Origin of the sequence: Synechococcus sp. A10-1-5-1, from assembly GCF_023115425.1 — a bacterium.
Classification (GTDB): domain Bacteria; phylum Cyanobacteriota; class Cyanobacteriia; order PCC-6307; family Cyanobiaceae; genus Vulcanococcus.
The window spans coordinates 1,353,429-1,366,431 of sequence record NZ_CP096032.1 but is presented as its reverse complement, the minus strand read 5'-3'; the positions used below and the strand labels follow the sequence as shown (position 1 = coordinate 1,366,431).

General features: G+C 51.3%; 14 protein-coding genes. 13 read left to right on the top strand and 1 reads right to left on the bottom strand.

The genetic code is table 11. The features are described 5' to 3' along the window. Positions 1-18: 18 nt before the first annotated feature. A complete protein-coding gene (locus tag MY494_RS07455; protein ID WP_247909605.1) occupies positions 19-288 on the top strand; it encodes a hypothetical protein in 270 nt (89 codons plus the stop codon). Positions 289-611: 323 nt separating this feature from the next. On the opposite strand, the gene MY494_RS07450 is transcribed toward MY494_RS07455, so the two are convergent. Further along, positions 612-989, bottom strand: coding sequence for a plasmid partition protein ParG (locus MY494_RS07450; RefSeq protein WP_247909604.1), 378 nt, complete (start codon positions 987-989; stop codon positions 612-614). 12 nt (positions 990-1,001) lie between these two features. Here MY494_RS07450 and kdsA point away from each other — a divergent pair, with 12 nt between their 5' ends. The 12 genes from kdsA to MY494_RS13305 all read left to right on the top strand — a co-directional run bounded on the left by kdsA (position 1,002) and on the right by MY494_RS13305 (position 12,997). Beyond that, positions 1,002-1,907 carry a 3-deoxy-8-phosphooctulonate synthase gene (kdsA, locus tag MY494_RS07445; protein WP_247909603.1) on the top strand — a complete coding sequence of 302 codons (906 nt, stop codon included), beginning with the start codon at positions 1,002-1,004 and terminating at the stop codon, positions 1,905-1,907. Further along, a complete protein-coding gene (gene kdsB / locus MY494_RS07440; protein WP_247909602.1) occupies positions 1,907-3,085 on the top strand; it encodes a 3-deoxy-manno-octulosonate cytidylyltransferase in 1,179 nt (392 codons plus the stop codon). The genes kdsA and kdsB overlap by 1 nt, the downstream gene beginning before the upstream one ends. Further along, complete coding sequence (locus MY494_RS07435) at positions 3,082-4,026, top strand: SIS domain-containing protein (protein ID WP_247909601.1); 945 nt, start codon at positions 3,082-3,084, stop codon at positions 4,024-4,026. The genes kdsB and MY494_RS07435 overlap by 4 nt, the downstream gene beginning before the upstream one ends. Positions 4,027-4,078: 52 nt before the next feature. Further along, on the top strand, positions 4,079-4,765 hold the full coding sequence (locus MY494_RS07430; RefSeq protein WP_247909600.1) for a hypothetical protein: 687 nt from the start codon (positions 4,079-4,081) through the stop codon (positions 4,763-4,765). Next, the gene (locus tag MY494_RS07425) at positions 4,762-5,532 is read left to right on the top strand and encodes an SDR family NAD(P)-dependent oxidoreductase (protein ID WP_247909599.1); all 771 of its coding nucleotides are present in this window, start codon (positions 4,762-4,764) and stop codon (positions 5,530-5,532) included. The genes MY494_RS07430 and MY494_RS07425 overlap by 4 nt, the downstream gene beginning before the upstream one ends. Positions 5,533-5,669: 137 nt before the next feature. Continuing rightward, entirely contained in the window at positions 5,670-6,485 is an 816-nt protein-coding gene (locus MY494_RS07420) for a phosphoglycerate dehydrogenase (protein WP_247909598.1), read from the top strand. Positions 6,486-6,562: 77 nt separating this feature from the next. After that, positions 6,563-7,261: an MBL fold metallo-hydrolase gene (locus tag MY494_RS07415; RefSeq protein WP_247909597.1), complete on the top strand. Its 699-nt coding sequence runs from the start codon at positions 6,563-6,565 to the stop codon at positions 7,259-7,261. Next, complete coding sequence (locus MY494_RS07410; RefSeq protein WP_247909596.1) at positions 7,261-8,187, top strand: glycosyltransferase family 2 protein; 927 nt, start codon at positions 7,261-7,263, stop codon at positions 8,185-8,187. Before MY494_RS07415 ends, MY494_RS07410 begins: the two co-directional genes overlap by 1 nt. Beyond that, entirely contained in the window at positions 8,184-8,876 is a 693-nt protein-coding gene (locus MY494_RS07405; protein WP_247909595.1) for an acylneuraminate cytidylyltransferase family protein, read from the top strand. The genes MY494_RS07410 and MY494_RS07405 overlap by 4 nt, the downstream gene beginning before the upstream one ends. Positions 8,877-9,041: 165 nt before the next feature. Further along, positions 9,042-11,336 (top strand): hypothetical protein, encoded by a 2,295-nt coding sequence (locus MY494_RS07400; RefSeq protein WP_247909594.1) that lies wholly within the window; start codon positions 9,042-9,044, stop codon positions 11,334-11,336. A 117-nt stretch (positions 11,337-11,453) separates the two neighbouring features. Then, the gene (locus MY494_RS07395) at positions 11,454-12,233 is read left to right on the top strand and encodes a sulfotransferase domain-containing protein (RefSeq protein ID WP_247909593.1); all 780 of its coding nucleotides are present in this window, start codon (positions 11,454-11,456) and stop codon (positions 12,231-12,233) included. Between the two features lie 14 nt (positions 12,234-12,247). Continuing rightward, positions 12,248-12,997: a class I SAM-dependent methyltransferase gene (locus MY494_RS13305; RefSeq protein ID WP_371820571.1), complete on the top strand. Its 750-nt coding sequence runs from the start codon at positions 12,248-12,250 to the stop codon at positions 12,995-12,997. Positions 12,998-13,003: the final 6 nt, after the last annotated feature.

Genomic DNA, 13,003 nt, shown 5'->3' with positions numbered 1-13,003 from the left:
CCCTGGCTTGCTCATCCCATGACTCAAGCAGCTGCCAAAACGGCGTTTCAGCGGCCTGAGATTTCCTGGCACACGCCACAGCCGCTAATGGCAGCACTGGAGCTCGTTGCCGGTTTGGAGTCAGAGCGCTTGCGGGATGCACTGGGCCGCCTTTGCGCTGAACCCAGCCTGGAACCTATGTTGAAGACCGAGCGCTGGAGCCATTTCTGCGGCTTGATCGGCCACTTGGGCTGTGGTGTGGGCTTGGTGGTGCAGGGCAGCGGGGACGCAAAACGCTTGGCGGGTTAGCGCTTGGGTGTGATGGGGGGATGTGGCTCCTGAGGGCAATGTTCTGTATTTCTCAGGTGGAAGAGGGGCTTTCAAGCGCGCAAGCCCTAGAGAAATTGCTCAAGGCTGCCTGGGTTCTGCGTGATCAGCTTCGCAGCGCACCCATGAGTTGGTTCTATTGGCCCAGCAACAATGCCATGGAGGTTTGTCCATGGCCAAGTGGGGACACTTGCAAGGGACTAGTATTTCAACGAAAAAACGCTAATAAATGAAGAAGCTAGTGCGGAAAGTGCAAACTTCAGGGAGATGGAAAATAAATCACTATAAGTATGACTGTATATGTGTTATTTCTTGTCGCGATTGTCTATGAGTTGTATCATATCTGCCTCTTTTAGATCGCAAAAGTCCTTAACCAATTGGTTCAGCACCTCTCCGATCGTATAGCCATCTGTGAAGCACAGCAGCTTGAGTCTCCTGTGGGTTTCTTCGGGTACTTCGAAGGTGATTCGTTTTTTGGCCACCCATTGCGCATATTCACATTGCTTTTGTAGCAGATTGCTGGTCCCAGGTCTACTGCTTATGCGGATTCTGCATAAGCAGTAGCGTGCGATTGTGTCTTTTTGGCATACAGGACCGCAGGACTGCAGGACCGCAGGACCGCAGTTTTGCAGGTCTAGTCCCTGATGCCCCCGTTGTGGTGGAGATTGATACGCGAAGGTCATTGATAGGGGACGATGATTCGTTCCTTAGATCTCCATCCGCTGTTCGTTCATCCACTCGTTGTGGATCCGTCTATTCGACTCCAAGTTGGTTTCCCCGTGCCAATCGGCCAACAACAGCCTTTGGTGGTGATCGGCGGGATCAATGTGCTCGAGAGCCTCGAGCTGGCGCTGGAGGTTGGTGAGCTGTTCCGAGAGGCCTGCAGAGTTCAGGGCTTGGGCTATGTCTTCAAAGCCAGCTTTGACAAAGCCAACCGCAGCTCGGGCTCGAGTTTTCGTGGACCTGGCCTAGAGCAAGGCCTCGCCTGGTTGCAGCAGGTGAAGCAGCAGCTGCAGGTGCCTGTGCTCACGGATGTGCATGAGCCCTGGCAGGTGCAGCCGGCCGCGGCGGTGTGTGATGTGCTCCAGCTCCCAGCGTTTCTGGCGCGGCAGAGCGATCTGGTGGCGGCCATGGCGGCTTCCGGGCGGCCGGTGCACATCAAGAAACCGCAGTTTCTCTCGCCCCAGCAGATGGGGCCTCTGGTGCAGAAGTTTGAGCAGCAGGGTTGCCGGGATCTGGTGCTCTGCGAGCGGGGCACGGTGTTTGGCTACGACAACCAGGTGGTGGATCTGCTCGGCCTGGAGGTGATGCGCCAGGTGAGTGGCGGCAAGCCGATCAGCGTGGATGTCACCCATGCTTTGCAGTGCCGCTCGGCTGGGCAAGCGCAATCGGGAGGGCGGCGTCAGCAGCTGATGCCCCTGGCGAAAGCCGCGGTGGCCAGTGGGATTGCGGCGGTGTTTGTGGAGGCGCATCCCGATCCGGATCAGGCCCTCTGCGATGGCCCAAGCGCACTGCCGAGCCAGCAGATCCCGGCGTTTGTGGAGCAACTGGCCGCCATTGATCGGCTGGTGAAGGCCCAGCCGGCCCTGGAGATCGCCTGATGACTTCCGGCGACTGCCTGATCGTGATTCCTGCGCGGTATGGCTCCACTCGCTTACCGGGGAAGCCGTTGCTGCATCTGGCGGGCAAGCCCCTGATTGCCTGGGTGGTGGAAGCAGCCCTGCAAGCTCAAAAGGCCTGCGGTGTGGTGGTGGCCACTGATCACCCTGAGATTGCGGAGGCCGCCCAGGCGGCCGGAGCGCAAGTGGCGCTCACCAGCAGCGCACTGCGCAATGGCACCGAGCGCCTGCTGGCGATCACGGCCGATTTCCCCGCTAGCTACTACCTGAATCTCCAGGGTGATGAGCCGCTGGTGAACCCCGCTTATTTGGATCGTTTGATCGGTGCGTTGCAGAGCAACGCCGCCGATGTGCTGAGCCTCTGTCATTCGATCACTGCTGCGCAGGCCCAGGAGCCCAGCCGCGTGAAGGTGGCCCGCGGCCAGAACGGCCGAGCCCTCTATTTCAGCCGCAGCCCGATTCCCTACGGATCCAGTTGCTTTGAGCAACACGTGGGGGTGTATGGCTTCAGCGCCCAGGCCTTAGCAACGATTCGCCAGTTGCGGCCCACGGCCCTGGAAGAGCAAGAAAGCCTGGAGCAGCTGCGCTGGCTTGAGGCGGGTTTAAGCATCCAGCTGCTCAGCACCCAGACCCCGAGCCTTGGGGTGGACTGCCCTGAAGATGTGGCGCCGGTGGAGCAAATCCTCAGGCTGCGTCAGATCAGGGCGCTGCTCTGCGATGTGGATGGCGTGCTCACCGATGGGCGGCTTTGGTATGGCCCCGACGGCGAAGAGCTCAAGGCCTTCCACTCTCGCGATGGCTTTGCGATCAAGCAACTGATTCAGCGCGGTATCCAGGTAGCTCTGGTGAGTGGCCGCGATTCGCTGGCGTTACGGCGCCGTATGGCGGAGCTGGGCATTCAGCACGCCGTTTTGGGCCAGCCGGATAAGGCATCTGCCTGCCGCCAGATCGCTGCAGAGCTCGGTGTGGATTTGGAGGCCTGCGCCTATGTGGGCGATGACAGCCTCGATTTGCCGGGGATGGAGTGCTGCGGCTGGAGCTTTGCGGTGGCGGATGCTCCGGAGGTGGTGCAATCGGCGGCCCGCTCGGTGCTGAACACGTGCGGCGGTGAGGGGGCTATCCGAGAGGTGGCTCAGATGCTGCTGGAGGCGATGCCATGAGCAACGCTTCCGAGATCCTGGCCACAGCACAGCGGGTGCTGCGGATCGAGTCGGAGGCGATTGCTGCGGCGATCGATCGGCTGGATCAGCGCTTTGCGGAAGCGGTGGAGTTGATCCTGGCCTGTGAGGGCCGCGTGATTGTGGCCGGAATGGGTAAATCCGGTTTGGTGGCTCGCAAGATTGCGGCTAGCTTTGCGTCCTTGGGTACGCCGTCGGCGTTTGTGCATCCGGCGGATGCCATGCATGGCGATCTGGGCATGATTCGCGCCCAGGATCTGGTGTTGTTGTTGTCAAATTCCGGCGAAACAGAAGAGCTCCTGCGTTTGCTGATCTTCACGAAGGGCCAGGGCAGTAGAACGGTGCTGATCACGGGCGCGTCTACATCAACACTGGCTCTCCGTTGCGATGTTTGGCTGGATGCATCGGTGGCTCAGGAAGCCTGCAGCTACAACCTGGCGCCCACGAGTTCCACGGCACTGGCGATGGCTCTGGGTGATGCGCTCGCTGTCAGTGCTGCCGAACAGAGGGCCTTTCAGCAGAGCGATTTTGCCCGTTTTCATCCCCTCGGCAGGTTGGGGGCGCGACTGTTGAAGAGCGTTGGAGAGGTGATGCATTCGCTGCCATTGCCGTGTTGCTTGGAGACCACGTTGGTTGCGGAGATGATCTCTGTGATGACAAGCGGTCGTCTCGGTGTTGCGCTGGTGTTGCGGGACCAGCAGCTGATCGGAATCGTGACGGACGGTGACTTGCGCCGGGGCTTGGAGAGAGGCGTTGAGCTCACCAACTTGGTGCAAGACTTGATGACGCCTGCGCCGCTCCAGATTGATGTTCGGGAGTCAGTGGAAGCAGCACGACTGCACATGCTGCAACACAAAGTTGGCATTCTGCCTGTCTTTGACGACGGCAAGTTGTGTGGGGTGATTCAAATTTATGACTGCTAAGTCTTACAGGTCAAGTGAGCAGGCCCTTGGTTTGGATCTGATGGAGCATAGGGTGAATCTTGGAGCTCGACTACATCGCTTCCGCAATTGTCATCGCGGTGAGCGGTTGGTGCTGGTGTGTAATGGCCCTTCTCTGAATCAAACGGATTTTTCGCTGATCCGTAGGGAAGTGAGTATGGGGTTGAACAAGATCTTCATGGGCTTTCGCCGCTGCCGCTTTTATCCGCGCTACTACGTGGCCATCAATCGGCGCGTGATCGAGCAGAGCGCCCAAGAGATCTCGCAACTCAACTGCGTGCGCTTTCTTAAAGACATGGGCCACGCTAACCCTCTGCCCGAATCAGCACTCACTTATCTCTTGCAGGGCAGACCAGAAGAGTGCTTCCACCCCGATGTGAGCGGAGGGTTTTTCGAGGGTTACACCGTAACTTTCGCCGCTTTGCAACTGGCCTTCTACATGGGCTTTTCCATGGTGGTGATTGTGGGGATGGACCATCGCTACAGCTACCAGGGGTCACCCAATGAACCCCATGTGCTGCAGGGCCTAGATCCCAACCATTTTGATCCCAGCTACTTCAGCGGCTACACCTGGGATAACCCAGATCTCGCTAACTCTGAGCGTTTTTACGACATGGCGCGTACCGCCTTTGAGGCAGACGGTCGCCGCATCCTGGATTGCACGGTTGGCGGTGCCTGCCAGGTGTTTGAAAAGGGCCGGCTTGAGGAGGTGCTGAGATGAGCTCCATAACTCCCGCGAAAACAGTCTTGGTCACCGGTGCAGCAGGAGGCATTGGCGCCGGCTTGGTGGAGGCATTGGCGGAAGCCGGTTGGATGGTGCTGGGGTCCGATCACCCGTCCACCCCGCCGTCCAACCACGTGCGCCAGCGCTGCCAAGCCTGGATTTCTGCTGATCTGGCGGCTCTGAGCCGTCATCCGCATCAACTGGAAACCTTCCAAGTGGCTGTGCTATCGGCTGTAGAAAATGGCAAACTCATGGCTGTTGTGCATAATGCAGCTGTGCAATACCTGGGGTCGTTTGAACAGCTGGGCTCAGTCGAGTGGCATGAGACATTGGAAGTCAATCTCATGGCGCCCGTTACGATCAGCAGAGCGTTGTTGCCTCAGCTCAAGCGTCATCGCGGATCAATCGTGCACATCGGCAGTATCCATAGCCAGCTCACCAAGCCTGGGTTTACGGCTTATGCCACCAGCAAAGCGGCTTTGGCTGGGCTGACGCGGGCCATGGCGGTGGAACTGGGCGATTCCGTGCGTGTGAATGCGATAGAGCCTGCAGCAATCGCCACACCCATGCTCGAGGCCGGCTTCGCCGATACCCCTGTTCTGAAGGCTCAGCTGGAAGCCTTTCATCCCACGGGTGCCATTGGAAGCCCTGAAGACGTAGCCCGAGCTGTGCTGTTTCTGCTGGACCCAGCCAACACCTTCCTCAATGGCTGTGTGCTGCCACTGGGCGGTGGCATTCACAGCCGCCTTTACGATCCCGCTTAAACCCTATGGCAGCACATCGCGTCCTCGTCACCTGCCCGCCCATGCTCGGCATGATCGAGGCCTTTGTGTCTCCGGCGCGGGAGCTGGGATTGCAACTGGTACCCGCAGAGGTCACCCAGACCCTCAGTGAAGCCGAATTGATCGACTTGCTGCCGCAGTTTGATGGCTGGATCATTGGTGATGACCCAGCGACACAACAGGTGTTCGAGGCGGGTCAACGTGGATCGCTGAAGGCGGCGGTGAAGTGGGGGATCGGCGTGGACAACGTGGATTTCAAAGCTTGTAAGGCTTTAGGGATCCCGATCATCAACACGCCCGGCATGTTTGGCGGGGAAGTGGCCGATGTGGCCGTTGGCTATGTGATTGCCTTGGCCCGCCACACCGTGGAAATTGATCGAGGCGTGCGTGAAGGCAACTGGCCCAAGCCACGTGGGCTGTCACTGGCAGGGCGCACAGTGGCCGTGTTGGGCTACGGCGACATTGGCCGCAACACGGCACGCCGGTTGTTGGCGGCCGACATGACAGTGATCGCCTACGACCCGTTTGTGGAATACAGCAGTTTGGAAGCTGGCGTGAGCCTGGCGCGGTGGCCCGAGCGGCTGGACGAGGCAGATTTTGTGGTGGTGAATTGTGCTCTCACCCCATCCAGCCACCACATGCTCAACGCCGAAGCGTTTGCGGCGATGAAGCCTGGTGTGCGGATTGTGAATGTGGGCCGCGGGCCTGTGATTGATGAGCAAGCCCTGATTGCAGCTCTGGCCAGTGGGCAGGTTCATTCGGCAGCGCTGGATGTGTTCGAGCAGGAGCCGCTGCCGCTGGATTCGCCCCTACGCAGCCATTCTGCCTGCATTTTGGGCTCGCACAATGCCTCTAACACCGTGGATGGTGTGGAGCGCACCAGCCACAAGGCGATTCAGCTAATAGCAGGCTTCCTGCAGGAGGCCAAAGGGTGAATACAACAGCTAGCGCACGCATCGAACACCTAGGCCAAACAGGCCTCCGGATTGATCTCGGCGACCTCACTGTGATCGTGGATCCCTACCTGAGCCACTCGGTGCAGGAGCTAGATGCACCGGATCTAGTGCGGCAGGTGCCAATCCCCTATCTACCCCAGGCACTCACCACGGTGGATTGGGTGTTGATCACCCATGAACACATGGATCACTGCGATCCGCACACCCTTCCAGCACTGGCCCAGGCCAGCCCTCAGGCTCGATTTATTGGACCTCTGCCGGTTCGTAAACAGCTGGAGCAGTGGGGGATCTCAGCCGAGCGGATCATGCAGGCACCGTCAGACGCGTTTGATTTGGGTGCGGAGCTGAGCGTGCAGGCCATTCCAGCCGCCCATCCCAGGATTCGCTTCGACCAGGGCGGCCAACCTCAGGCCGTGGGCTATCTTTTTAAACACCATGGGCGGAGTCTGTACCTAGCAGGCGATACATCTGTTTGCGATGAACTGCTAGAGGTACTGAAAGATGTCGGGCCTATTGATACGGCCCTCTTGCCGGTGAATGAGGATAATTTCTTCCGGCGTCGGCGCGGCATTGTTGGAAACATGACGATTCGCGAAGCCTTTGGAATGGCTGCTGAATTGGGCATTCAAAGTGTTGTACCAGTCCACTGGGATATGCTTGCGGTTAATGGCGCGAGCCTTTATGAAATAGAGGCTGTTTACAGATCAAGCCCTTGGCCCTTTAGGTTAATTGATGCTAGTTTCGCGGTCTTATGATGATAACGGATGTATCTATTATTGTACGAACGCTGAACGAGGAGCGCTATCTTCCGGAGCTTCTTAGTGCTATCAAAGCTCAACAGTCATCATTCTCTCGCGAAGTTATATTGATTGATTCTGGCTCAACAGACAGAACCCTTTCTATTGCTAAGACTTACGGATGTCAGATTCTACACATCAGTCGTAAAGACTTTTCATTCGGTCGCAGCTTAAATCGAGCGTGTGAGGCGGCAAGAGGAAACTTCTTTGTATTTATTAGCGGACACTGCATTCCCTATGATCAGTCCTGGATGCATAGCCTTGTCGAGCCACTCGCAAATGGAACTGTTCAGTACAGTTACGGTCGTCAAATAGGTGGAGCACAAACCTACTGGAGCGAAAAACAGATCTTTGCCAAATACTTTCCAGAGCAAAGCTGCATCCCCCAAGATGGTTTCTATTGCAACAACGCGAATAGCGCAATAGCATCAGAAATCTGGAAAAAATACAAATTCGACGAAGAGTTGACAGGATTAGAAGACATGCACCTTGCTAAGCGCTTAGTCGCGAACCAAGGTAAAATCGGCTATATTGCTAATTCAAGTGTTTATCATATGCACCATGAAAATTGGAGACAAGTGCAGCGTCGTTTTGAGAGAGAAGCATTAGCCCTTCAGCAGATCTGCCCCGAAGTCATCCTACGGCGACGTGATTTATTCCGATACTTTTCACGAGGAATTATTCGAGATGTTTTCGCAAATCCATTCTTTACATTAAGGCCAAGAGTCTTAAGTTCTGTCATTCTCTATAGGTATCACCAGTTTATTGGTAGCTATAGAGGCAACCATAATCACAAGAAAATAAGCAGCGCTTTACGTGACGCTTATTTCTATCCTTCAAATTCACAAGGAAAGTCGTTGACTATTGATCTAAAAGAAAAATGAAAAGCTACCAAGCCAAAAAAATCGTAGCCCTTCTTCCCATGAAGGCTAACAGTACTCGAATTCCATCTAAGAATTTTCGCGACTTTTTAGGCAAGCCTCTTTATCGATGGATTTTAGATACTTTGCTTTCAGTTGAAGAGATTGATCAAGTAGTGATCAACACAGATGCCCGTGAGATTTTATTAGAGCATGGCTTAGTAGAAAATAATCGAGTTTTAATACGTGACCGTAAGCAAGAGATTTGCGGAGATGACATCTCAATGAATCTAGTTCTTGCCGATGATATTAGGAATGTTCAAGCTGATATTTATTTGATGACACACACTACTAATCCGCTTCTCACACCAAAAACCATTCGTACGGCAATTACCAAGCTAGAAAACTCTTTTGTCACGGATTCTGCCGACTCACTATTTTCAGTCAACAAATTACAGTCACGTTTTTACCGGTCCGACCGCACTCCAATAAACCATGATCCTGAAAATCTAATCCCAACCCAAGAACTTGAGCCGTGGTTCGAAGAAAACTCAAACCTGTATTTATTTACAGCTTCAAGCTTCCTCGAGACTAACGCTCGTATCGGCAATAAACCAATTATGCATATTACACCACGCATGGAATCCATTGACATTGACACCTTTGAGGAGTGGGAGCTAGCACTAGCTGTAGCGCGTTACATATCAAGTTGATATATTATGTCTTTCGTGCATTAACCATTCATTTGTCAATCATTCATAACGTGCATGACACCACACATCTCTTCTCGGCAAGTCACGGTCCAAGCGTTTCCTCCCATATCGTCTTTATCAAGACTTAGTGACCTTGTATCTCGATTGCTATGGCACTTTAGTTATTTGCCCGATATAAAACTAGTTATTCCCCTTGCGCCTGGAGTTTCTATACCCACCAGCCTGCAACCACCGGCATCTTTCGATCACAGTATACAACAACTATTAAACTATCAGCTTACACGCATAAAATTCATAGAAGACTGTTCTCTGGACGAAGCTACAGAACTCCTAAGCTCAGCTGATTTTATCCTAAAACACATTGAGAGTGACGAAGATATTAACAGACGCGTTCTCTATTCAAAAAAGACATGTTTTAGGGTTGACCCATTCAAGGTACGTCAAGAAGGCTCATTTTATATTCAGTGTGCTTTTGAATGCGTAGCAAATATAGACCAACTGATTAATGAATCCAAGCGCAAGTTCTGTCGACTAATTGATGAATTAAAAGGAAAACCCAAAGCTTGGGTCTTGGCTACAGGCCCTTCACTAGAACAATATGCTAATCACGACTATAGCGAATCCGTCGTTATTGCTTGCAATAGCACCATACTAAATGACGAATTAATGGATCTCTGCAAGCCTTCACTGCTTGTTTTTGCTGACCCAATCTTCCATTTTGGCGTTTCCCAATATGCAGCTAAATTCAGGGCCGCTGTCTTAGATTGCTTGACAACGACTAATCTTAAGATCGTTGTCCCCTTGAAGTACTACCCACTACTTCTGTCTCTGTTCCCTGACTACACAGAAAGAATCATCGGGATTCCAACAACAAAAAATACTCAGTTTAATATCGATATTGCAAAGTCATTTTGCCTAAAAAATACTTCGAATATCTTAACCCTTCTGCTGCTTCCTCTTGCGACTACACTTTCCAAAGATGTTAATCTAACGGGTTGTGATGGCCGCCCATTTGAACAAGATGATTACTTTTGGGGGCACTCAAAAGCGGCACAGATTAATGACAAGATGTCAAATATAAAGTCTGTGCACCCAGGATTCTTTCAGATTGATTACAATGAATATTATTTTGAACACTGCCATACTTTAAGTAACTTCTTCGACCAAGCCGAGAATCTTGGTTGGAAGTTTTTTCATCATGGCCATTCATACATACCTGCATTACGCGATAGGTCTCAATCTACTCTTGCATTGACTCCACAAGCAAAACCTACCTGTTGCCTTGTCTTAGAGCCTGACGGAATTGGTCTCGATGGGCATTATGTGCGTTGGCACAATAATCTTATTCCAGAGCTTCAAAAGAAGTTTGCACAAGTTGATGTGCTGTGCAACCGAAAGCAGGACCCTGACTTATATGTCTGCACGGCACATGCCGTGCTTACCAGCTTCTCATGGTCTTTGAGTCGTGCACCATACTGTTTTGATCGAGACTTTGCCAAGCATATAAACTATCAAAGATTCATTAACGAGATCATATCCACAATTGAGTCTATTTATCAATCACTTCCGGAGGAGCTGAATCTATTCCTCTACTATGGATCCGTTCAAATTCTAAAAGCCTTACAACTCGCAAGAGATAAGCTTCGCAAAGTTGGTGTAAACCTCAAGGTTGTATTATGCCTCTTTCACGAATCAGTCATATTAGATAATACTAGAACCGTGCCTATCTTCCCGCCGGGTTCTAGAGAGATACTGTTCGAAGGTGCCGCCCAAATTGACTCGTTTAGACTTACGTGTGTTGGAGGTAAGTTGTCGGAATATGTCTTTGAAAAACAAGGGACGTTGCTTCCCGTTTTCCCAAATCCACCTCCAAGCCTCTCCGATAGTCGTGCTGAAGTCAATCTTAAACTATCTTCTGGATCACCCAAAGATAAAGCTCCAAATTACGATCAGACAATACTTCTTCCAACAAATCCAAGAGATGAGAAAGGAGGTTATATTATTGAACAGTTTCTGGAGTATCTGCATGCGCATGGAACTAAGAGTTATAGATACCTCGTCCGCGGAGAACCCAAAGCCGGCGCGACGCCGCGCCCCCATTTGGTTTATCTAGGAAGCAATATTTCTGATGATGAATATGCTCAAGCAATGATGGAATCGGACATAGTCTTTATTCCCTATCCACCACCAGCCTTTACCTATAGAACATCTGGTATTCTGCCAGAGGCTCTCACACACCTTAAGTCACTAATCGTCCTTGACGGAACGTGGCTTTCTGATGTTGTTCGAGAAACAGCTTCTGGCATTGCAATCAAATACAGGAGCCCATTGTCAATTCTTAGTGCTATTAATGCCCTTTCTACCAAGTCAGACGAGCTGAGTCGAATTCAAGAAAGGAGAACCAAAGTGTATCTTCTTTCTAACAGCTGGTCATGTATTGCAAATCTAGCTAGCTTCTAGCATGGGTTCCTCATAGCCCAAAGCACGGGATCGCAAGAAGTGATTTGCTATAGTCAGTACAACCGGTTCTAGCAACCACATTTTTCCGCCAACTGACCTCGCTAGATTCTTGCCAACATGTTTGTAGTTTGTAATGGAGCCCCTAAAGGAGGCTCCACCTGGCAATACCTTCTCATACCTTATGTATTTCCCGATGTCAAGACTATACCTTCGACATTTCAAGATAATCAATTCAGAAACTCTTCTCTCGAATTGAGCTCTGTCCCAAATTTTTTGGATTCTGCCAATATTTCTGAAGAGTTTTACTATTCTAAGAATCACTGGAAATACCAGCCAGAACTCGACAGACTCTTGGGAGACAAAGATGTTCGGCTTCTAGGTATTGTTCGAGATATTCGAGATGTACTCGTATCGCGATACTTTCATGATGTACGCAACAGCGTTATTCCAGACGGTAGTCAATTCTATGACTATTACAAAGTACGAGGGCACTCCGCCATCAATCACTACTGCACATTCCAGAAAAGCTGGTGCTCTTCTGATCTCATTGGCAATAAACATTTATTTATGATGAGCTATGAAGCACTTATTTCTAACTTCGATGCTGAGTTTTCGCGGCTATATACTTTTCTGACCGGGAAAGTGCCTTCCCTTGAGAATATTACTCGAGCTCGTACGGGTACTAATATTAAAGAGCTTCAAAAAAGCAATCCAGCGTTTTTTCGGTCGGGTATCTCTGGTGACTGGGTTAATCATCTTGATCGTAAAACGGCCGTCGAACTTCACTCTCAGCTATCTGAAAATGGCTATCTTCAACTCTTGGCAGAACTCAAGTCACGCAACTTAGTCGTCAAGGACGACTTGTTTAGCCCTGAATGGGTTAAAATCCTAAACTGATCAGACAACTCACCATGGCTAATAATCGTGGCTTCCAAACAATATACTCACCTTCCCACCTTACGAAGTACTTTGATGGCTGGTGGGATCCGCTTGCCTTACTCTCCCTTCTAGACCTATCACTATCGTCGGCTGGAGAAGATCCACATACTTTCTGGTATGGAAAGTCTATTCTCGACATAGGATCAAATACTTGTGGATTGTCTGTAGAGCTTGCAAGAAGAGGGGCTAAGGTTCATTGCGTTGAGCCCGACGACCGGGCTCACGTAATCTATTCCAACACAATGAATCTCTTATCTGTTGAATCCCTTCAGATAGAGTTAACTAAGGGCACATTGGAGGACTGCCTAAACAGCGGCCGAAGTTATGATGTAGTTCTATTTCTCGGCTTGCTTTATCACTTTAAATATCCAGAATACGTAATATCAGCCATAGCCAGTAAGATACCTCACAACACTTTGTTCATTTCAACACAGTGTACTCATCTTGAAGGCCTTGTTTCCGTGAATCGTCTTCAAGAAATGCCAGAACGTTTGCGTAAAACTATGAACCACCTTACTGGCTGGCATTTAAGTCGGCAACTGCTTAAACAGATTCTGGTTGATCTTGGTTATACGCAGATACACGAAGGAAGTGATCCCTCGGTCTCATTCTTAAATAAGCCCAAGGACGTAACCAATTCAACCTATTTGTATGCACACAAGGATTCAAAGGTCACACCATTCGATACTCAATCAGAGCTACTTAAATACTATCCCCGCTGATCTTGC